The organism is Citrobacter sp. Cf072 (assembly GCF_030334485.1).
GTDB lineage: Bacteria > Pseudomonadota > Gammaproteobacteria > Enterobacterales > Enterobacteriaceae > Citrobacter > Citrobacter freundii.
On the sequence record NZ_JAOWDX010000045.1, the window covers coordinates 720,769 to 740,727 of the forward strand.

Below are 19,959 nucleotides of genomic sequence, written 5' to 3' on the forward strand. Positions count from 1 at the left end.
CGGGGAGATGAAAAAATGATGCAAATGTTTAGCGGCGCCTCATCGGGCGCATGGTTTGAAAAGGCACAGCGGTTCGGCAAATCGTTCATGCTGCCGATTGCGGTACTGCCCGCTGCGGGGCTGTTGCTAGGGATTGGCGGCGCGCTGTCGAATCCAAACACATTGACGGCGTATCCGTTTTTGGACGTTGATTGGTTACAGGCAATCTTCACGATCATGACCAGCGCAGGTTCTATTGTGTTTGCCAACCTGTCGGTGCTTTTTGCGGTGGGTGTGGCAGTAGGACTGGCGAAAACGGATAAAGGCACCGCCGGGCTTGCTGCATTGCTGGCATTTCTGGTGATGAACGCCACCATCAACGCTTTATTGACACTCAACGGAACGCTGGCGCACGAGAATCCCGGTGCCGTAGGCCAGGGGATGACGCTGGGTATTCAGACGCTGGAAACAGGCGTATTTGGTGGGGTGGTGATTGGGCTTGTCACCTGCGCGCTGCATAGCCGTTTCAATAAAGTCTCGCTGCCTCAGTTCCTTGGTTTCTTCAGCGGTTCGCGCTTTGTGCCGATTATTAGCTCCCTTGCCGCGATTGTAGTGGGTGCGGTCATGACGGTGGTTTGGCCGCATTTCCAGAAACTCATTTTTGGACTGGGTGGTCTGGTGGATGCGACCGGTTATCTGGGTACGCTGTTGTACGGCTTCATCCTGCGTATGCTTGGCCCACTGGGGTTACACCATATCTTTTATTTGCCGTTCTGGACCACAGCGCTTGGCGGGAGTGAAATCGTCAACGGCCAGTTGGTTGAAGGTACGCAGCGTATTTTCTTCGCGCAACTTGCCGATCCGAATACGCAGCAGTTCTATGCGGGCACCTCGCGCTTTATGTCCGGGCGCTTTATCACCATGATGTTTGGCCTGCTTGGCGCATGTCTTGCGATGTACCATACTGCAAAACCAGAGAACAGAAAGCTTGTCGCCGGACTGCTGTTGTCTGCGGCCCTGACCTCTTTCCTGACGGGGATCACTGAGCCTATCGAGTTCTCCTTCCTGTTTGTCGCACCTGTGTTATACATCATTCACGCCTTCTTCGATGGTCTGGCGTTTATGATGGCGCATATTTTACATATCACCATCGGGCAAACCTTTTCGGGTGGGCTTATCGATTTCCTCCTCTTCGGTGTGCTACAGGGGGAAGCTAAAACCAACTGGATGTACGTCCCTATGGTGGGGATCCCGTGGTTCTTCCTTTACTACTTCACCTTCCGCTATTTGATTAACCGCTTTAACTGGTTGACGCCTGGTCGTGAAAACGCAGCACCGACTGAATCCGGCCTGCCGCAAAGTGAGCGTGCTGCGGCCGTGATTGCCGGACTGGGAGGTAAAGAGAATCTGGAAGAGGTGGACTGTTGCGCCACACGTCTGCGCGTGACGGTAAAAGAGAGTAGCAAGGTCGATGAAGCGGCGCTGAAAGCGACCGGAGCGCGTGGCGTAATTATTCGCGGCAACGGGGTTCAGGTGATTTATGGCCCGCATGTCACCATCATCAAAAACGAAGTCGAAGAGATCTTATCGTAATGAAAACTGTACTGGATTCCCTGAAAGGTAAATTAATCGTCTCCTGCCAGGCGCTGGAAAATGAGCCCCTGCACAGTCCGTTTATTATGTCGCGTATGGCGCTGGCGGCAGCGCAGGGAGGTGCTGTAGGTATTCGTGCGAACAGCGTGGTGGACATTCGCGCGATCAAAGAGAGCGTCTCCCTGCCGGTGATTGGGATTATCAAGCGCGATTATCCGGGTAGCGATGTGTTTATCACGGCCACCCTCAAGGAAGTGGATGAGCTAATGACCGTTGAGCCGGAGATTATTGCTCTGGATGCGACAGCGCGCCCGCGCCCAGGAGGACAAACGCTGGAAGAATTAGTTATGCAAATCCGCGCTCGCTACCCGTCTGTGCTGCTGATGGCGGATATCGCCACCATAGACGAAGCGGTGACAGCTGAGCGTCTGGGTTTTGACTGCGTGGGCACCACGCTCTACGGCTATACCGCTGACACTGCCGGGCATGTGCTGGCGGAAAACGACTGCGGTTTTTTACGTGAGGTATTGGCGGCGGTCAGCGTACCTGTCGTGGCAGAAGGAAACGTCGATACTCCGGAACGTGCCGCACGATGCCTGGAATTAGGTGCCCATACCGTGGTGGTTGGTGGCGCAATCACGCGTCCGCAGCAGATAACGGCACGCTTTGTCGCGGCGATCGCCTCGTAAAGCATCGATGGGGCATGATACTTTGGCGGGGATCTGCGATAATTATCGTTTATCCCCATATTGAGAGCGCTATGCAGTACCCGATTAACGAGATGTTCCAGACCCTGCAAGGTGAGGGTTACTTTACCGGCGTCCCCGCCATTTTTATTCGTTTACAGGGATGCCCGGTTGGCTGTGCCTGGTGCGATACCAAACACACCTGGGATAAGCTTGAGGATCGGGAAGTCTCCCTGTACAGCATCCTGGCCAAGACCAAAGAAAGCGACAAATGGGGGGCGGCGAGCAGTGAGGATCTGCTGGCGGTCATTTCGCGTCAGGGGTATACCGCCCGTCATGTGGTGATCACCGGCGGCGAGCCCTGCATTCATGACCTGATGCCGCTGACTGACCTGCTGGAAAAGAACGGCTTTAGCTGCCAGATTGAAACTAGTGGTACCCACGAAGTACGCTGTACGCCGAATACCTGGGTGACCGTATCGCCGAAGGTAAATATGCGTGGCGGTTATGATGTGCTGTCGCAGGCGCTGGAGCGCGCGAATGAAATCAAACATCCGGTTGGTCGCGTTCGCGATATTGAAGCGCTGGATGAACTGCTGGCGACGTTGAGCGACGACAAACCACGAATCATCGCCTTACAGCCAATCAGCCAGAAAGAAGATGCGACGCGTTTGTGTATTGATACCTGTATTGCGCGCAACTGGCGTCTGTCGATGCAAACCCATAAATATCTGAATATTGCCTGATAACTGTGCCGGGAGCGTTTCGCTTACCCGGCCAGAGTTTGTTGCTCGTTGCAGGCCGGATAAGACGCATTGCCATCCGGCAAGCCTACAATCACTCGCCGCGGTACACGCAGCCTGCTGTGCAGGTTTCTTTCACCATTACAGCACTTAGCAGAGGGACCACAGGTTTAATCTGATCCCAAATCCATTTGGCCAGCACTTCACTGGTTGGATTTTCTAAGCCAGGAATATCGTTCAAATAATAGTGATCGAGTCTGTCGTAAGTCGGCTTAAACGCGGCTTTTAACTCAGCAAAATCCATGATCCAACCGGTATGCGGATCGACTTCACCGGTAATTTCAAGACGCACCATAAATGAGTGACCATGCAGGCGGCCACACTTATGCCCTTCCGGTACGTGCGGCAGGCGGTGAGCGGCTTCGAAGGTGAAATCTTTAAACAAGGTGGTGGACATTATTTACTCTCAAGAATGCGAAAAACCGCCGTAGGGTACCGTAAAGCACAATTTTTATCATTAGTTAAAAGGGCGCTAAGCATCAGAACGTCATATTTACGCTGTTAATGTTTGATAACTATTTATATATCATATAGTTATTAAATCGGTTTTGTCGTTAATGACTATAACTAAAACAGGTTAGTCCATTTGGTTATTTGTTATTTCTATCCCTTCTTTAATTGTTACTATCCCCGCCGTTAACCTTATCTTCAGTTTGGGTTTTATTGCTGAAATCCGCTTTGCTTACTGGAACATGACAACGCATGACGACACAGGCCCCACCTTCCGCTCTGCTACCGCTAAACCCGGAGCAACTGGCACGCCTTCAGGCAGCCACGACCGATTTCACTCCCGCACAGCTTGCGTGGGTTTCTGGCTATTTTTGGGGCGTGCTGAATCAGCAGCCTGGTAGCAATGCAGCGGCGCTTGCGCCTGTCGCTGAAATGCCAGGCATTACGCTTATCTCCGCCTCGCAAACCGGTAATGCGCGTCGTGTGGCGGAAGCCCTGCGCGATGATCTGATCGCCGCGAAGCTCAACGTCACTCTGATCAACGCTGGCGACTATAAATTCAAACAAATCGCCAATGAAAAACTGCTGATTGTGGTGGCGTCGACGCAAGGGGAAGGTGAACCGGCGGAAGAAGCCGTGGCGTTGCATAAATTCCTGTTCTCGAAAAAAGCGCCAAAGCTCGATAACACCGCTTTTGCCGTGTTTGGTCTTGGCGACACCTCCTATGAGTTTTTCTGTCAGTCAGGAAAAGACTTCGATGCGAAACTGGCTGAGCTGGGCGGTGAACGTCTGCTCGATCGCGTCGATGCCGACGTGGAATACCAGGCCGCCGCCGCTGAATGGCGCGCGCGTCTGGTCGAGGTACTGAAAGCCCGCGCGCCGGCGGCGCCATCGGTGCAGGCCGTGGCGGGCGGCGCGGTGAACGAGATTCACTCCAGCCCCTATACCAAAGAAGCGCCGCTGACGGCGTCGCTTGCGGTGAATCAGAAAATTACCGGCCGTGACTCTGAAAAAGACGTACGCCATGTTGAAATTGATTTAGGTGATTCCGGCCTGCGTTATCAGCCGGGCGATGCCTTGGGCGTCTGGTATCAGAATGACCCGGATCTGGTTAAAGAACTGGTTGAACTGCTGTGGCTGAAAGGTGATGAACCGGTGACGGTTGAAGGCAAAACCTTGTCGCTCGCTGAAGCGTTGCAGTGGCATTTCGAGCTGACGGTGAATACCGGCAATATCGTGGAGAACTATGCCACCTTAACCCGCAGCGAAACATTGCTGACGTTAGTGGGTGACAAAGCACAGTTGCAGCATTATGCCGCCACCACGCCCATCGTCGATATGGTGCGCTTTTCCCCGGCGCAACTGGATGCTCAGGCGTTAGTTGATCTTCTGCGTCCGTTGACGCCGCGTTTGTACTCCATTGCCTCTTCTCAGGCGGAAGTGGAAAGCGAAGTGCACGTCACCGTGGGCGTGGTGCGTTATGAAATAGAAGGTCGCGCCCGTGCTGGTGGTGCTTCCAGTTTCCTCGCCGACCGCGTGGAAGAAGAAGGTGAAGTCCGCGTGTTCATTGAACACAACGACAATTTCCGCCTGCCGTCAAACCCGCAGACGCCGGTAATTATGATTGGCCCGGGTACGGGAATTGCACCGTTCCGTGCCTTCATGCAGCAGCGTGCGGCTGATGGAGCCGAAGGCAAAAACTGGCTGTTTTTCGGTAACCCGCACTTTACCGAAGATTTCCTGTATCAGGTGGAATGGCAGCGTTACGTCAAAGAGGGCGTACTGAGCCGTATCGATCTCGCCTGGTCCCGCGATCAAAAAGAAAAAGTCTACGTACAAGATAAACTGCGCCAACAGGGCGCGGAACTGTGGCGCTGGATTAACGACGGTGCCCACATTTATGTCTGCGGCGACGCCAATCGTATGGCGAAAGACGTTGAGCAGGCGTTGTTGGAAGTGATTGCCGAATTCGGTGGTATGGATATCGAAGCGGCGGATGAATTTTTAAGTGAGCTGCGCATTGAGCGCCGTTATCAGCGAGATGTCTACTAATGAGCGAAAAACATCCAGGACCATTGGTGGTCGAAGGCAAACTGTCCGACGCTGAGCGTATGAAGCTGGAAAGCAACTATCTGCGCGGTACCATTGCCGAAGATTTAAACGACGGCCTGACCGGCGGGTTTAAAGGCGACAACTTCCTGCTGATCCGTTTTCACGGTATGTACCAGCAGGACGACCGCGATATTCGCGCCGAACGTGCCGAGCAAAAGCTGGAGCCGCGTCACGCGATGCTGCTGCGCTGTCGTCTGCCGGGTGGGGTGATCACCACCAAACAGTGGCAGGCGATCGACAAGTTCGCCCATGACAACACTATTTACGGCAGCATTCGTCTGACCAACCGTCAGACCTTCCAGTTTCACGGCATTCTGAAGAAGAACGTTAAACCGGTACACCAGATGCTGCATTCCGTCGGCCTGGACGCACTGGCGACCGCCAACGATATGAACCGTAACGTGCTGTGTACCTCCAACCCGTATGAATCTGAGCTGCACGCCGAAGCCTACGAGTGGGCGAAAAAGATCTCCGAACATCTGCTGCCGCGCACCCGCGCCTATGCAGAGATCTGGCTTGATCAGGAAAAAGTTGCGACCACCGACGAGGAGCCGATCCTCGGTCAAACCTATCTGCCGCGTAAGTTTAAAACCACGGTGGTGATCCCACCGCAGAACGACATCGATCTGCATGCCAATGACATGAACTTCGTGGCGATTGCGGAAAACGGCAAATTGGTGGGCTTTAACCTGCTGGTGGGCGGCGGTTTGTCCATTGAGCATGGCAATAAGAAAACTTACGCCCGGACGGCAAGCGAATTTGGTTATCTGCCGCTTGAGCATACACTGGCTGTGGCGGAAGCGGTGGTGACGACTCAGCGTGACTGGGGTAACCGTACCGATCGTAAAAACGCCAAAACCAAATACACGCTGGAACGCGTAGGCGTTGAGACCTTTAAAGCTGAAGTTGAGCGCCGCGCGGGGATCAAGTTTGAGCCTATCCGCCCGTACGAGTTCACCGGTCGCGGCGATCGTATCGGTTGGGTGAAAGGGATCGACAATAAATGGCATCTGACGCTGTTTATTGAAAACGGTCGTATCCTGGATTATCCGGGCCGTCCGTTGAAAACCGGTCTGCTTGAGATCGCGAAGATCCACAAAGGTGAGTTCCGTATTACCGCGAACCAGAACCTGATCATTGCAGGTGTTCCTGAGAGTGAAAAGGCGAAGATCGAGAAGATTGCGCAGAAGAGTGGCTTAATGAATGCGGTCACTCCGCAGCGTGAAAACTCGATGGCCTGCGTGTCGTTCCCAACCTGTCCGCTGGCGATGGCGGAGGCCGAGCGCTTCCTGCCAACGTTTATCGACAACATCGACACGCTGATGGCGAAGCACAGCCTGAGTGATGAAAATATTGTCATGCGTGTGACTGGCTGCCCGAACGGTTGCGGCCGCGCGATGCTGGCGGAAGTTGGTCTGGTGGGGAAAGCGCCCGGACGTTACAACCTCCATTTAGGGGGCAACCGTATTGGAACTCGCATTCCCCGGATGTTTAAAGAGAACATCACCGAGCCGGAAATTCTGGCATCGCTGGATGAACTGATTGGGCGCTGGGCGAAAGAGCGCGAAGCGGGTGAAGGCTTCGGTGACTTTACGGTGCGTGCGGGCATTATTCGCCCGGTGCTCGATCCTGCCCGGGATTTCTGGGAATAATGTGAAATTGACTTATCGGGTCTGCTGAATCGGCAGACCTGATAAGCGCAGCGCCATCAGGCAAGGCAAACAGTGAGGAACTTATGTCCAAACTCGATCTCAACGCGTTGAACGAACTGCCGAAAGTTGAACGCGTTATGGCGTTGGCGCAAACCAACGACCAACTGGAAAAATTGAGCGCCGAGGATCGCGTGGCGTGGGCGCTGGAAAACCTGCCTGGCGAATATGTACTGTCATCAAGTTTTGGTATTCAGGCGGCAGTGAGCCTGCACCTGGTAAATCAGGTTCGCCCGGATATCCCAGTGATCCTCACCGATACCGGTTATCTGTTCCCGGAAACCTACCAGTTTATTGACGAGTTAACGGACAAGCTCAAGCTTAATCTGCAAGTCTACCGGGCGAAGGAAAGTGCGGCCTGGCAGGAAGCGCGCTATGGCAAACTGTGGGAGCAGGGCGTTGAGGGCATTGAAAAATACAATGACATCAACAAAGTCGAACCGATGAACCGGGCATTGCTGGAGCTGAACGCGCAGACCTGGTTTGCCGGTCTGCGCCGTGAGCAATCGGGCAGTCGTGCGCATTTACCGGTGCTGGCTATTCAGCGTGGTGTGTTTAAAGTTCTGCCGATCATCGACTGGGACAACCGTACGGTTTACCAGTATCTGCAAAAGCATGGTCTGAAGTACCATCCACTGTGGGATCAGGGCTATCTGTCAGTCGGCGATACCCATACCACCCGCAAATGGGAGCCGGGAATGGCGGAAGAAGAGACGCGGTTCTTTGGGCTGAAAAGAGAGTGCGGGCTGCACGAAGGCTAACTGTTAAAAGCCCGGTAACGTTTATTTATTACCGGGCTTCTTCTTCAGGATTTACCTGCTTTCGCCAGTTCTTTTACCAGCGGCAGCATAATGCGTACTACGTCGCGGCTACGGCGCTCTATCCGGCCCGGTAAGGCTTTATCGATATGCTGCTGGTTATCCAGTCGCACATCATGCCAGCTGTTGCCAGACGGGAACGAGGCGCTTTTGGCGCGCTGTTGGTAGCCATCTTTCTTGCCCAGGTTCCAGTTGGTCGCTTCAACGGAGAGCACAGCAATACCCGCGTCGTCGAAGACCTCCGCATCGTTACAACATCCTGTTCCCTTCGGATAGTCTTTGTTCAGGCCTGGATTTGTGCTGGCTACAATGCCGCGACTATGCGCGATAGCCAGTGCCCGGTCGCGCGTTAGTTTTCGCACCGCTTCCGGGGTTTTCTTACCGCTGTTGAAATAGAGCTTATCACCGACAATCAGGTTATCGAGGTTGATAACCAGCAGCGTGTTTTTCTTCTCGGCGGCGCTCATTCGCTTCAGGATGTTCTCCGCGCCCAGTTTGCCTTCTTCCTCGCCGCTGGTGGCGATAAATCGGATGCCGTACTGCGTCGGCACGTCTTTGAGTTTTTCCGCTAGTTCCAGCATCACGCCAACACCTGCGGCGTTGTCGTCGATCCCTTGCAGGGTTAATCCACCCAGATTGGCATCTGAATCGGCATCGCTTTGTGCGGCGTAGGTGTCGAGGTGCGCCATAATAATAATCTGCTGCGGCGCTTTGCCTTCATGTGCTGCAATAACGGTGCTTCCCGTTACGTTATGCCAGTTTTTACGGTTATTTTTGGCGGTATAAACATAGCGGCTATTAAACGTCCGAATATCACTGCTGTAGCCCATCTGCTGAAATTGCTGACGTATATAATCAGCAGATAACATTTCAGCCGGAGATCCCGTCACGCGGCCCGGGAAAAACGTTGCGATATATCGAGCCTGGGTATTTGCGATATCGCCAGGTTTGGAGGATGTTGCCTGTGCAGGAAGGATAAAACACGCGCCGAGCGCCATGGCAGCAATAAGGTGGCGCGTTGCGGAAAACATAATGAGTCCTTAAATACCAAGCAGAAATTTTCAGCCGCTAGTATGAAACTGTGATCGAGGTAAAACAATTTCATTTGCTCCTAAATGCCCGAAATCCGGTAGCTTAAGCACTTTTTGATATTTGCTTTTCCGGATCGTTATTCCTTTGAGGAACTACTCATTCCAATTCGTAATTTCATTCGCCCTCTTGCCCTCCCTATAGTCAGGTTATCTGAGCATCGTTAGCAAAATAACGGCATTACATAGGAACGGTTATGGATCAAAAACGACTTACCCACCTGCGGCAACTGGAAGCGGAAAGCATCCATATCATTCGTGAGGTGGCCGCCGAGTTTTCTAATCCGGTGATGATGTATTCCATCGGCAAAGATTCCAGCGTAATGCTGCATCTGGCGCGTAAAGCGTTTTATCCTGGCACGCTGCCGTTCCCATTACTGCACGTTGATACCGGTTGGAAATTCAGCGAAATGTACGAGTTTCGTGACCGTACGGCGAAAGCCTACGGCTGCGAACTGCTGGTGCATAAAAACCCGGAAGGGGTGGCGATGGGCATCAACCCGTTCGTCCACGGCAGCGCCAAGCATACCGACATTATGAAAACCGAAGGGCTGAAGCAGGCGCTTAATAAATACGGTTTTGATGCCGCGTTTGGCGGTGCTCGTCGTGACGAAGAGAAATCGCGTGCCAAAGAGCGTATTTACTCTTTCCGCGATCGTTTTCATCGCTGGGATCCTAAAAATCAGCGCCCGGAGCTGTGGCACAACTACAACGGACAAATTAACAAAGGCGAAAGTATTCGCGTCTTCCCGCTCTCCAACTGGACCGAACAGGATATCTGGCAGTACATCTGGCTGGAAAACATTGACATCGTGCCACTGTACCTAGCGGCGGAGCGTCCGGTGCTTGAACGCGACGGCATGTTGATGATGATTGATGACGACAGAATCGATCTGCAACCCGGGGAAGTGATTAAAAAACGCATGGTACGTTTCCGTACGCTCGGTTGCTGGCCACTGACAGGCGCGGTGGAGTCGAATGCGCAGACGCTGCCGGAAATTATCGAAGAAATGCTGGTCTCAACCACCAGTGAACGTCAGGGCCGCGTGATTGACCGCGACCAGGCGGGCTCCATGGAGCTGAAGAAACGTCAGGGGTATTTCTAAGGAGCCGCCATGAATACGACACTTGCACAACAAATTGCTAATGAAGGCGGCGTTGAAGCCTGGATGGTTGCCCAGCAACACAAAAGTCTGCTGCGCTTTTTAACCTGCGGTAGCGTGGATGACGGGAAAAGCACCCTGATTGGTCGCCTGCTGCACGATACGCGTCAGATTTATGAAGACCAGCTTTCATCGCTGCACAATGACAGTAAACGTCACGGCACTCAGGGCGAAAAGCTTGATCTGGCGTTATTGGTTGACGGCTTACAGGCCGAGCGCGAGCAGGGCATCACCATCGACGTGGCTTACCGTTATTTCTCTACCGAGAAGCGCAAATTTATTATTGCGGACACTCCCGGGCATGAACAGTACACCCGTAACATGGCGACCGGTGCGTCGACCTGCGACCTGGCGATCCTATTGATCGATGCGCGTAAAGGTGTGCTGGATCAGACTCGTCGTCACAGCTTTATCTCCACGCTGCTTGGGATCAAACACCTGGTGGTGGCGATCAACAAAATGGATCTGGTGGACTTTAGCGAAGAGACATTTAATCGCATTCGCGAAGACTATCTTACTTTTGCTGAACAACTTCCGGGCAACCTGGATATCCGGTTTGTGCCGCTCTCTGCGCTGGAAGGCGATAACGTGGCTTCGCAAAGCGCCAGTATGCCGTGGTACAGCGGTCCGACGCTGCTGGAAGTGCTGGAAACCGTTGAGATCCAGCGCAGTATTGATACTCAGCCGATGCGCTTCCCGGTGCAGTATGTGAACCGACCGAATCTGGATTTTCGTGGTTATGCCGGAACGCTGGCCTCCGGTAGCGTGAAGGTCGGGCAGCGCGTCAAAGTACTGCCGTCCGGCGTTGAGTCCAGCGTAGCGCGGATCGTGACCTTTGATGGCGATTTACAGGAAGCGCATGCAGGTGAAGCGATCACCCTGGTGCTGAAAGATGAGATCGATATCAGCCGGGGTGACCTGTTACTTGATGCCGGTAAGGCGTTGCCGGCGGTTCAAAGCGCTGCCATTGATGTGGTTTGGATGGCGGAACAACCGCTGTCGCCTGGACAAAGCTACGACATCAAAGTCGCAGGCAAGAAGACCCGCGCACGCGTTGATAGCGTGCAATATCAGGTCGATATAAACAACCTGACCCAACGTGACGTTGAAGCGCTACCGCTAAACGGCATCGGTCTGGTTAATCTGACCTTTGATGAGCCGCTGGTGCTGGATACCTATCAGCAGAACCCGGTGACGGGCGGGCTGATAATTATTGACCGCCTGACCAACGTTACCGTTGGCGCGGGACTGGTGCGTGAGCCACTTGTTCAGGAGCACGCCGCGGCTTCTCAGTTCAGCGCGTTTGAGCTGGAGCTTAATGCACTGGTGCGTCGCCACTTCCCACACTGGGGTGCGCGCGATCTGCTGGGAGGAAAATAATGGCGCTGCATGACGAAAACGTCGTCTGGCATGCCCATCCTGTTACACCGCAACAGCGGGAACAACGCCACGGTCATCGTGGTGTTGTACTGTGGTTTACCGGGTTGTCTGGTTCCGGTAAATCCACGGTAGCAGGGGCGCTTGAAGAAGCGTTGCATAAGCTGGGGGTGAGTACTTATCTCTTGGATGGCGATAACGTGCGTCACGGCTTGTGCAGCGATCTTGGATTTAGTGATGCCGATCGTAAGGAGAATATTCGCCGGGTTGGTGAAGTGGCTAACCTGATGGTGGATGCGGGGCTTGTGGTGTTGACCGCCTTTATCTCACCGCATCGCGCTGAGCGCAAAATGGTTCGTGAGCGAGTTGGCGAAGGGCGTTTTATTGAAGTTTTTGTCGATACGCCATTAGCAACGTGTGAAGCACGCGATCCAAAAGGGCTGTATAAAAAAGCGCGGGCGGGTAAGTTACGCAATTTCACCGGAATTGATTCGGTATACGAAGCGCCTGAATCGCCAGAGATTCATCTTGATGGTGAACAATTGGTAACAAATTTGGTACCCCAATTATTAGACCTGCTGAGGCAGGAAGATATTATCAGATCCTGAGACACCCGAGCTCACATGCCCGGTCAGTCACGGTCACAGGATTAGATATGCGTAACAGCCATAACATTACTATTACAGATTCAGATACCTTCGCCGCCGACGACGAAACCACCTGGTCACTACCGGGGGCGGTGGTCGGTTTTATCGCGTGGTTGCTGGCGCTGGGATTCCCGTGTCTGATGTATGGCCCTAATACACTGTTTTTCTTCATTTATACCTGGCCCTTTTTCCTCGCATTGCTGCCCGTGGCGATTGTCGCGGGTATTGCCTTGCACTCGCTATTGAAGGGGAGGTTGCTGCTGAGCATTACCTGTACCCTGCTGGTGGTTGGGGCGATGTTTGGCGCACTATTTTTATGGTTATTGGGTTAGGCAAACGCCTTTTTTTAACAATCGCCGACGTTGTTCACTCTCTGGTCATAATTCAAACCGTAACCAACAATGAGATTATGTTCTCCTTACACGGGGTATACGTAACAACGGGCAAATGTGGTACATTTGCCCGCGTTGTCGCGGCATTCCCGACCGTTGATGTAAAGTTGTCTGCGGAAGTTATGGGATATTAATGCCGTTTTTCAGGGGGCAGGATGGGTAAACTAACGCTGCTGTTGCTGGCTTTATTAGTCTGGCTGCAGTATTCGCTGTGGTTCGGTAAGAACGGCATACATGACTATAGTCGCGTCAACGATGATGTTGCTGCGCAGCAAGCTACAAACGCGAAACTTAAAGCGCGTAACGATCAGCTCTTTGCCGAAATTGACGATCTCAATGGCGGACAAGAGGCTATTGAGGAGCGTGCGCGCAACGAACTCAGTATGACTAAGCCGGGCGAAACCTTTTATCGTCTGGTGCCTGACGCGTCTAAACGCGCTCAGACTGCAGGGCAAAACAATCGATAAACCGTCCAGGGATTTAACATGGCAGCCACTTTATTGGACGTTTGCGCCGTGGTGCCGGCTGCCGGGTTTGGCCGCCGAATGCAAACAGAGTGTCCTAAGCAGTACCTCTCTATTGGCAATAAAACCATTCTTGAACACTCGGTTGATGCGCTGCTGGCTCATCCCCGGGTGACGCGAGTCGTCATCGCTATCAGCCCAGGAGACAGTCGCTTTGCCCAACTTCCACTTGCTGCGCACCCGCAAATTACAGTGGTGGATGGCGGCAACGAGCGTGCCGATTCTGTCCTTGCCGGTTTGCAAGCCGCAGGGGAGGCCCGTTGGGTGCTGGTGCATGACGCCGCGCGTCCGTGCCTGCACCAGGATGATCTGGCCCGTTTGCTGGCAATCAGCGAGTCCAGCCGTACCGGCGGGATCCTTGCCGCACCGGTACGCGACACAATGAAACGCGCGGAGCCGGGGCGAACAGACATCGCCCATACGGTCGATCGCACCGATTTATGGCATGCGTTGACGCCGCAGTTTTTCCCGCGCGAGTTATTGCACGATTGCCTGACACGTGCACTCAACGAAGGTGCAACTATTACAGACGAAGCTTCGGCGCTGGAATATTGCGGCTTTCATCCGCAGCTGGTCGAAGGACGTGCTGACAACATCAAAGTCACCCGCCCGGAAGATCTGGCGCTGGCGGAATTTTATCTGACCCGAACTATCTAGATACATCATCCTTCAGGCTGCCTGGAGGACGCTGTGTATATCAGGAGAAGGCATAATGCGAATTGGACACGGTTTCGACGTACACGCTTTTGGAGGAGTTGGCCCAATTATCATTGGTGGTGTGCGCATCCCGTATGAAAAAGGATTGCTGGCGCATTCTGATGGTGACGTGGCGTTGCACGCGTTAACCGATGCTCTGCTGGGCGCGGCTGCGCTGGGGGATATCGGTAAGCTATTCCCGGACACCGACCCGGCCTTTAAAGGTGCAGATAGTCGTGAATTATTGCGTGAAGCCTGGCGGCGTATTCAGGCCAAAGGCTATACGCTTGGTAATGTGGATGTGACAATTATTGCCCAGGCGCCGAAGATGCTGCCGCACATTCCACAAATGCGTGTGTTTATTGCCGAAGACCTCGGCTGCCATATGGATGATGTTAACGTGAAAGCGACCACCACGGAAAAACTCGGTTTTACCGGGCGTGGGGAAGGGATTGCCTGTGAAGCGGTGGCGTTACTCATTAAGGCAACGAAATGACTGCGTTTGAAGATCTGACGTATCTCCATGGCAAACCACAAGGCCATGGCGTTCTGAAAGCGAATCCGGAAGACTTTGTCGTCGTCGAAGATTTAGGCTTCGAACCCGATGGCGAAGGCGAGCACATTTTGGTGCGTATCCTGAAAAACGGTTGTAACACCCGTTTTGTGGCTGACGCGCTGGCGAAATTCCTGAAAATTCATGCCCGCGAAGTGAGTTTTGCTGGCCAGAAAGACAAGCATGCGGTCACGGAACAGTGGCTGTGTGCGCGTGTGCCGGGCAATGCGATGCCTGATTTAAGCAAATTTGAGCTTGAAGGCTGTAAAGTGCTGGAGTACGCGCGCCACAAGCGTAAGCTGCGTTTAGGGGCGCTGAAAGGCAACGAATTTACGCTGGTGTTGCGTGAAGTGAGCGAGCGAAATGATGTTGAAGCGCGTTTGCAGGCAATTAACGAGCGCGGCGTACCGAACTATTTTGGCGCTCAGCGTTTTGGTATCGGCGGCAGCAACCTGCAAGGGGCGCTGCGCTGGGCGCAAAGCGATGCGCCGGTGCGCGATCGCAATAAACGCAGTTTTTGGTTGTCGGCGGCCCGTAGCGCGTTGTTTAATCAGATAGTCAGTGAACGCCTGAAAAAAACAGACTTTAATCAAGTTGTTGACGGCGATGCGCTACAATTATCGGGGCGCGGAAGCTGGTTTGTCGCCACACAGGAAGAACAAACTGAATTACAGCGTCGCGTCGATGAGAAAGAGTTGATGATTACAGCGGCATTGCCGGGCAGCGGTGAGTGGGGAACTCAACGCGACGCGCTGGCGTTTGAAGAAGCCGCTGTTGCTGATGAAACCGCGCTGCAGTCTCTGTTATTGCGCGAGAAAGTCGACGCGTCGCGTCGCGCTATGTTGCTGTATCCACAACAATTAAGCTGGAACTGGTGGGATGACGTAACCGTTGAGTTACGTTTCTGGCTACCGGCAGGTAGCTTCGCCACCAGTGTTGTAAGGGAACTTATTAACACAATGGGTGATTATGCGTATATTGCTGAGTAACGATGATGGGGTTCACGCACCCGGTATACAAACGCTGGCGAAAGCGCTGCGTGAGTTTGCTGACGTACAGGTGGTTGCCCCGGATCGTAACCGCAGTGGCGCGTCCAACTCGCTGACGCTGGAATCCTCACTTCGCACGTTCACCTATGATAACGGTGATATCGCCGTACAAATGGGTACACCTACCGATTGCGTCTATCTGGGCGTTAACGCATTAATGCGTCCGCGTCCGGACATTGTCGTGTCTGGTATTAACGCAGGTCCTAATCTCGGCGATGATGTTATCTATTCCGGTACCGTTGCGGCGGCGATGGAAGGTCGTCACCTGGGCTTCCCTGCGCTGGCTGTCTCACTTGATGGGCATAAACACTACGATACTGCTGCCGCAGTAACCTGCCGTATCTTACGGGCGCTGAGTCGTGAACCGCTGCGCACCGGGCGCATTTTGAATATCAACGTGCCGGATTTACCGCTGGATCAGATTAAAGGTATCCGCGTCACCCGCTGCGGTAGTCGCCATCCTGCGGATCAGGTGATACCACAGCAGGACCCGCGCGGTAATACGCTGTACTGGATCGGGCCACCGGGCGAAAAGTGCGACGCCGGACCGGATACTGATTTTGCCGCCGTCGATGAAGGCTATGTTTCCATCACGCCGCTGCATGTCGATTTAACCGCATACGGCGCGCATGAAGTTGTTTCTGACTGGTTAGACAGCGTGGGAGCCGACACGCAATGGTAAGCAGACGCGTACACACTCTTCTTGAACAATTACGTGCGCAGGGCATCAGAGATGAGCTTGTTCTCGATGCACTTGCCGCCGTGCCGCGTGAAAAATTCATTGATGAGGCGTTTGAACATAAGGCCTGGGACAATATTGCCCTGCCGATTGGTCAGGGGCAGACGATTTCGCAGCCCTATATGGTTGCGCGGATGACCGAGCTGCTGGAGTTAACGCCACAGTCCCGGGTGCTGGAAATTGGTACTGGCTCTGGCTACCAAACGGCGATTCTGGCGCACCTGGTGCACCATGTGTGCTCTGTTGAGCGCATTAAAGGTTTGCAGTGGCAGGCGCGTCGTCGACTTAAACAGCTTGATTTACATAATGTTTCTACCCGTCATGGTGATGGATGGCAAGGCTGGCAAGCGCGAGCCCCTTTTGACGCTATCATTGTTACGGCAGCGCCGCCTGAGATCCCAACCGCATTGATGATGCAGTTGGATGAAGGCGGCATTCTCGTCTTACCCGTGGGTGACGAGCACCAGTTTCTGAAACGGGTGCGTCGTCGGGGAGGCGAATTTATTATCGATACCGTGGAGGCCGTACGCTTCGTTCCCTTAGTAAAAGGGGAGCTTGCGTAGATACAGGCTCTGAATACCTGGAGTTTTCCTGGATATTCTGGAATTAGTAAGCGTATCGTGGTCACGTTTCCAGTGCCCAGTCCGATGCCTTGCACGGTGATTACGTCACTGGTTTTAACCAAATTTTCCTGGGGGATAAATGAGCGCGGGAAGCCACAAATTTACCGTTCGCCGCATTGCGGCATTGTCACTGGTTTCATTATGGCTGGCGGGTTGTTCAAATACCTCGAATCCACCTGCACCGGTCAGTTCCGTTGATGGCGGTGCATCAACGAACACCAATTCCGGTATGCTGATTACGCCTCCACCAAAAATGGGCTCGACGTCGACAGTACAGCAAACGCCGCAGATCCAGCCGGTGCAGCGTCCGACCACACAGTCAACACAGATCCAGCCTGTTGCGGAACAACCTGTGCAGATGGAAAACGGTCGTATTGTGTACAACCGTAAGTATGGGAACATTCCGAAAGGTAGCTATACGGGCGGCAGTACCTATACTGTTAAGAAAGGCGACACCCTTTTCTATATTGCCTGGATTACCGGGAACGATTTCCGTGATCTCGCACAACGCAATAACGTTCCGGCCCCGTATGGCCTGAATGTCGGTCAAACTCTGCAAGTGGGCAATGCGTCTGGCGCACCGATTACCGGTGGAAATGCCATCACCCAGGCGGATGCAGCACAGCAAGGAGTTGTGACCAACCCTGCACAAAATTCCACCGTTGCTGTTGCTTCGAAACCAACAATTACGTATTCTGAGGATTCAGGTGAACAAAGTGCTAATAAAATGTTGCCGAACAACAAGCCTGCTGGGACTGTGGTCACAGCGCCTGTAACGGCTCCGGCAGTTAGCGCAACCGAATCAACTGCAAGCTCAACGTCAACCAGCTCGCCAATCTCTACCTGGCGCTGGCCGACCGACGGCAAAGTGATCGAAAACTTTGCGGCTACCGAAGGTGGCAATAAAGGGATCGACATTGCAGGCAGCAAGGGACAGGCTATTGTCGCGACCGCAGATGGACGCGTCGTCTATGCCGGTAACGCGCTGCGTGGTTACGGTAATCTTATTATCATCAAACATAACGATGATTACCTGAGTGCCTACGCCCATAACGATACAATGCTGGTCCGGGAACAACAAGAAATCAAGGCGGGGCAGAAAATAGCTACCATGGGTAGTACCGGAACCAGTTCAACACGCTTGCATTTTGAAATTCGTTACAAGGGGAAATCCGTAAACCCGCTGCGTTATTTACCGCAGCGATAATTCGGCGGAACCAGGCTTTCACGTGCTAGTTCCGTTAGGGATCACGGGTAGGAGCCACCTTTATGAGTCAGAATACGCTGAAAGTTCATGATTTAAATGAAGATGCGGAATTTGATGAGAACGGAGTAGAGGCTTTTGATGAAAAAGCCTTGAGTGAAGAGGAACCCAGTGATAACGACCTGGCTGAAGAAGAGCTGTTATCGCAGGGGGCCACACAGCGTGTGTTGGACGCGACTCAGCTTTACCTTGGTGAGATTGGTTATTCACCACTGTTAACAGCCGAAGAAGAAGTTTATTTTGCGCGTCGCGCACTGCGTGGGGATGTCGCATCCCGCCGTCGCATGATTGAAAGTAACTTGCGTCTGGTGGTGAAAATTGCTCGTCGTTATGGCAATCGTGGTCTGGCATTGCTGGACCTGATTGAAGAGGGCAATCTGGGACTGATCCGTGCAGTCGAGAAGTTTGACCCAGAACGCGGGTTCCGCTTCTCAACATACGCAACCTGGTGGATCCGCCAGACGATCGAACGGGCGATTATGAACCAAACCCGTACGATCCGACTGCCAATTCACATTGTAAAAGAGCTGAACGTCTATCTGCGTACCGCGCGTGAGTTGTCGCATAAACTGGACCACGAACCGAGCGCAGAAGAGATTGCTGAACAACTGGACAAACCGGTTGATGACGTCAGCCGTATGCTCCGACTCAACGAGCGTATTACCTCGGTAGACACCCCGCTGGGTGGCGATTCCGAAAAAGCGTTGCTGGATATTCTGGCCGATGAAAAGGAAAACGGCCCGGAAGACACCACGCAAGACGATGATATGAAACAGAGCATCGTCAAATGGCTGTTCGAACTGAACGCCAAACAGCGTGAGGTACTGGCACGTCGCTTTGGTCTGCTGGGGTATGAAGCTGCGACACTGGAAGATGTAGGCCGCGAAATTGGCCTCACCCGTGAACGTGTTCGCCAGATTCAGGTTGAAGGTCTGCGTCGTCTGCGTGAAATCCTGCAGACTCAGGGACTGAATATCGAAGCGCTGTTCCGCGAGTAAGCACAAGTTCTATCAAGAAAGGCCAGTCTCATTGAGACTGGCCTTTTTCTATGTTTGTTGCCTGATGGCACTGCGTTTATCAGGCCTACGGGGAGCAGGACTTTGTAGGCCGGATAAGACATTTATGTCGCCATCCGGCAGATTAGTTCATCATCTTACGCACCAGACGTGTGAACTGCTCACGTTCTTCATCAGATAATCGCCCCAGAAACTCATCATCCACGCTATCGCCTAACGGGGTTGCGCTGGTCAGTAATGCTTCTCCTTGCGCGGTCAAATAAACAAATCGCCGACGCTTATCCGCCGGGTCGTGTTCACGTCTGACCAACTCCCGTTTTTCCATCCGGCTCAGCATTTCCGCAAGCGTTGCCTTGGTACAGACTGCGGCTTCGGTCAGGGCGACCTGCTCAATGCCGGGATGCTCGGCAATGGCGCGCATCACCGCATACTGCGGTTTGGTCAGATCCGGTAATTCATGTTGCCAGCGAGCCGTATGTTGCTGAAAAAGCTGACGTAAAAGGTGAAAGGCTGTGTTTCTTAACGGCATGAGAGCTCCGGAATATCTGTCAGTCTCTATCTTAACGGGTAACGCGTCATAGTTTAACCATTGCTGCTTTAGCAATCTGTGCGAGGTGCTCTTGTCCGGAATGCATCGAGGGAGTATTTTAATCAAAATGTTCGTACACGAACAAAATT

Annotated in this window: 21 protein-coding genes; 18 read left to right on the forward strand and 3 right to left on the reverse strand. The window is 53.2% G+C overall.

Annotated elements, in window-relative coordinates:
* The first annotated feature begins 15 nt into the window (after window positions 1–15).
* From OGX66_RS15765 to queE, 3 genes are all read left to right on the forward strand, one after another.
* Complete coding sequence (locus OGX66_RS15765; protein ID WP_071685114.1) at window positions 16–1,572, forward strand: maltose/glucose-specific PTS transporter subunit IIC; 1,557 nt, start codon at window positions 16–18, stop codon at window positions 1,570–1,572.
* Window positions 1,572–2,261, forward strand: a complete 690-nt coding sequence (locus tag OGX66_RS15770) for an N-acetylmannosamine-6-phosphate 2-epimerase (RefSeq protein ID WP_003840340.1) — start codon at window positions 1,572–1,574, stop codon at window positions 2,259–2,261. Before OGX66_RS15765 ends, OGX66_RS15770 begins: the two co-directional genes overlap by 1 nt.
* Before the next feature lie 71 nt (window positions 2,262–2,332).
* Window positions 2,333–3,004 carry a 7-carboxy-7-deazaguanine synthase QueE gene (gene queE, locus OGX66_RS15775; protein ID WP_003034139.1) on the forward strand — a complete coding sequence of 224 codons (672 nt, stop codon included), beginning with the start codon at window positions 2,333–2,335 and terminating at the stop codon, window positions 3,002–3,004.
* Between the two features lie 91 nt (window positions 3,005–3,095).
* On the opposite strand, the gene queD is transcribed toward queE, so the two are convergent.
* Complete coding sequence (gene queD, locus OGX66_RS15780; protein WP_003034142.1) at window positions 3,096–3,458, reverse strand: 6-carboxytetrahydropterin synthase QueD; 363 nt, start codon at window positions 3,456–3,458, stop codon at window positions 3,096–3,098.
* 305 nt (window positions 3,459–3,763) lie between these two features.
* Between queD and cysJ the strand changes: the two genes are divergently transcribed.
* The 3 genes from cysJ (at window position 3,764) to cysH (ending at window position 8,093) form a co-directional block, all read left to right on the forward strand.
* A complete protein-coding gene (gene cysJ, locus OGX66_RS15785) occupies window positions 3,764–5,563 on the forward strand; it encodes an NADPH-dependent assimilatory sulfite reductase flavoprotein subunit (protein WP_286511784.1) in 1,800 nt (599 codons plus the stop codon).
* Window positions 5,563–7,275 (forward strand): assimilatory sulfite reductase (NADPH) hemoprotein subunit, encoded by a 1,713-nt coding sequence (gene cysI, locus OGX66_RS15790; RefSeq protein WP_003034148.1) that lies wholly within the window; start codon window positions 5,563–5,565, stop codon window positions 7,273–7,275. The genes cysJ and cysI overlap by 1 nt, the downstream gene beginning before the upstream one ends.
* A gap of 83 nt (window positions 7,276–7,358) precedes the next feature.
* A complete protein-coding gene (cysH, locus tag OGX66_RS15795; RefSeq protein ID WP_032938355.1) occupies window positions 7,359–8,093 on the forward strand; it encodes a phosphoadenosine phosphosulfate reductase in 735 nt (244 codons plus the stop codon).
* A 44-nt stretch (window positions 8,094–8,137) separates the two neighbouring features.
* Here cysH and OGX66_RS15800 read toward each other — a convergent pair whose 3' ends face one another.
* Window positions 8,138–9,181, reverse strand: coding sequence for an aminopeptidase (locus OGX66_RS15800; RefSeq protein ID WP_003034151.1), 1,044 nt, complete (start codon window positions 9,179–9,181; stop codon window positions 8,138–8,140).
* 254 nt (window positions 9,182–9,435) lie between these two features.
* Here OGX66_RS15800 and cysD point away from each other — a divergent pair, with 254 nt between their 5' ends.
* The 12 genes from cysD to rpoS all read left to right on the forward strand — a co-directional run bounded on the left by cysD (window position 9,436) and on the right by rpoS (window position 19,263).
* Window positions 9,436–10,344 (forward strand): sulfate adenylyltransferase subunit CysD, encoded by a 909-nt coding sequence (cysD, locus tag OGX66_RS15805; RefSeq protein ID WP_003034152.1) that lies wholly within the window; start codon window positions 9,436–9,438, stop codon window positions 10,342–10,344.
* A 9-nt stretch (window positions 10,345–10,353) separates the two neighbouring features.
* Window positions 10,354–11,781, forward strand: a complete 1,428-nt coding sequence (cysN, locus tag OGX66_RS15810; protein WP_088903107.1) for a sulfate adenylyltransferase subunit CysN — start codon at window positions 10,354–10,356, stop codon at window positions 11,779–11,781.
* Complete coding sequence (cysC, locus tag OGX66_RS15815) at window positions 11,781–12,386, forward strand: adenylyl-sulfate kinase (RefSeq protein ID WP_088903108.1); 606 nt, start codon at window positions 11,781–11,783, stop codon at window positions 12,384–12,386. The genes cysN and cysC overlap by 1 nt, the downstream gene beginning before the upstream one ends.
* A 47-nt stretch (window positions 12,387–12,433) precedes the next feature.
* On the forward strand, window positions 12,434–12,757 hold the full coding sequence (locus OGX66_RS15820) for a DUF3561 family protein (RefSeq protein ID WP_054528734.1): 324 nt from the start codon (window positions 12,434–12,436) through the stop codon (window positions 12,755–12,757).
* 215 nt (window positions 12,758–12,972) lie between these two features.
* Window positions 12,973–13,284: a cell division protein FtsB gene (ftsB, locus tag OGX66_RS15825; RefSeq protein WP_003034163.1), complete on the forward strand. Its 312-nt coding sequence runs from the start codon at window positions 12,973–12,975 to the stop codon at window positions 13,282–13,284.
* A gap of 18 nt (window positions 13,285–13,302) precedes the next feature.
* Complete coding sequence (gene ispD / locus OGX66_RS15830) at window positions 13,303–13,998, forward strand: 2-C-methyl-D-erythritol 4-phosphate cytidylyltransferase (RefSeq protein ID WP_003840328.1); 696 nt, start codon at window positions 13,303–13,305, stop codon at window positions 13,996–13,998.
* 55 nt (window positions 13,999–14,053) lie between these two features.
* Window positions 14,054–14,533, forward strand: coding sequence for a 2-C-methyl-D-erythritol 2,4-cyclodiphosphate synthase (gene ispF / locus OGX66_RS15835; protein ID WP_003034167.1), 480 nt, complete (start codon window positions 14,054–14,056; stop codon window positions 14,531–14,533).
* Entirely contained in the window at window positions 14,530–15,579 is a 1,050-nt protein-coding gene (gene truD / locus OGX66_RS15840; protein ID WP_003840327.1) for a tRNA pseudouridine(13) synthase TruD, read from the forward strand. The genes ispF and truD overlap by 4 nt, the downstream gene beginning before the upstream one ends.
* On the forward strand, window positions 15,560–16,321 hold the full coding sequence (surE, locus tag OGX66_RS15845; RefSeq protein ID WP_003825728.1) for a 5'/3'-nucleotidase SurE: 762 nt from the start codon (window positions 15,560–15,562) through the stop codon (window positions 16,319–16,321). The genes truD and surE overlap by 20 nt, the downstream gene beginning before the upstream one ends.
* Window positions 16,315–16,941: a protein-L-isoaspartate(D-aspartate) O-methyltransferase gene (locus OGX66_RS15850; protein ID WP_003034172.1), complete on the forward strand. Its 627-nt coding sequence runs from the start codon at window positions 16,315–16,317 to the stop codon at window positions 16,939–16,941. The genes surE and OGX66_RS15850 overlap by 7 nt, the downstream gene beginning before the upstream one ends.
* A gap of 184 nt (window positions 16,942–17,125) precedes the next feature.
* Window positions 17,126–18,208 (forward strand): murein hydrolase activator NlpD, encoded by a 1,083-nt coding sequence (gene nlpD / locus OGX66_RS15855; RefSeq protein ID WP_223232897.1) that lies wholly within the window; start codon window positions 17,126–17,128, stop codon window positions 18,206–18,208.
* Window positions 18,209–18,270: 62 nt separating this feature from the next.
* Entirely contained in the window at window positions 18,271–19,263 is a 993-nt protein-coding gene (rpoS, locus tag OGX66_RS15860; protein ID WP_000081498.1) for an RNA polymerase sigma factor RpoS, read from the forward strand.
* A gap of 142 nt (window positions 19,264–19,405) precedes the next feature.
* Here the strand turns inward: rpoS and OGX66_RS15865 are convergent, their stop codons facing one another.
* Window positions 19,406–19,810: a MarR family winged helix-turn-helix transcriptional regulator gene (locus OGX66_RS15865; protein WP_003840322.1), complete on the reverse strand. Its 405-nt coding sequence runs from the start codon at window positions 19,808–19,810 to the stop codon at window positions 19,406–19,408.
* Window positions 19,811–19,959 lie beyond the last annotated feature (149 nt).

Coding starts and splice junctions, on each gene's coding strand:
- cysN (WP_088903107.1), top strand. CDS start 10,354: ATGAATACGACACTTGCACAACAAATTGCTAATGAAGGCGGCGTTGAA.
- OGX66_RS15765 (WP_071685114.1), top strand. CDS start 16: ATGATGCAAATGTTTAGCGGCGCCTCATCGGGCGCATGGTTTGAAAAG.
- queD (WP_003034142.1), bottom strand. CDS start 3,458: ATGTCCACCACCTTGTTTAAAGATTTCACCTTCGAAGCCGCTCACCGC.
- ispD (WP_003840328.1), top strand. CDS start 13,303: ATGGCAGCCACTTTATTGGACGTTTGCGCCGTGGTGCCGGCTGCCGGG.
- queE (WP_003034139.1), top strand. CDS start 2,333: ATGCAGTACCCGATTAACGAGATGTTCCAGACCCTGCAAGGTGAGGGT.
- ispF (WP_003034167.1), top strand. CDS start 14,054: ATGCGAATTGGACACGGTTTCGACGTACACGCTTTTGGAGGAGTTGGC.
- cysI (WP_003034148.1), top strand. CDS start 5,563: ATGAGCGAAAAACATCCAGGACCATTGGTGGTCGAAGGCAAACTGTCC.
- ftsB (WP_003034163.1), top strand. CDS start 12,973: ATGGGTAAACTAACGCTGCTGTTGCTGGCTTTATTAGTCTGGCTGCAG.
- surE (WP_003825728.1), top strand. CDS start 15,560: ATGCGTATATTGCTGAGTAACGATGATGGGGTTCACGCACCCGGTATA.
- OGX66_RS15865 (WP_003840322.1), bottom strand. CDS start 19,810: ATGCCGTTAAGAAACACAGCCTTTCACCTTTTACGTCAGCTTTTTCAG.
- cysD (WP_003034152.1), top strand. CDS start 9,436: ATGGATCAAAAACGACTTACCCACCTGCGGCAACTGGAAGCGGAAAGC.
- OGX66_RS15850 (WP_003034172.1), top strand. CDS start 16,315: ATGGTAAGCAGACGCGTACACACTCTTCTTGAACAATTACGTGCGCAG.
- truD (WP_003840327.1), top strand. CDS start 14,530: ATGACTGCGTTTGAAGATCTGACGTATCTCCATGGCAAACCACAAGGC.
- cysC (WP_088903108.1), top strand. CDS start 11,781: ATGGCGCTGCATGACGAAAACGTCGTCTGGCATGCCCATCCTGTTACA.
- OGX66_RS15800 (WP_003034151.1), bottom strand. CDS start 9,181: ATGTTTTCCGCAACGCGCCACCTTATTGCTGCCATGGCGCTCGGCGCG.
- rpoS (WP_000081498.1), top strand. CDS start 18,271: ATGAGTCAGAATACGCTGAAAGTTCATGATTTAAATGAAGATGCGGAA.
- cysH (WP_032938355.1), top strand. CDS start 7,359: ATGTCCAAACTCGATCTCAACGCGTTGAACGAACTGCCGAAAGTTGAA.
- OGX66_RS15820 (WP_054528734.1), top strand. CDS start 12,434: ATGCGTAACAGCCATAACATTACTATTACAGATTCAGATACCTTCGCC.
- cysJ (WP_286511784.1), top strand. CDS start 3,764: ATGACGACACAGGCCCCACCTTCCGCTCTGCTACCGCTAAACCCGGAG.
- OGX66_RS15770 (WP_003840340.1), top strand. CDS start 1,572: ATGAAAACTGTACTGGATTCCCTGAAAGGTAAATTAATCGTCTCCTGC.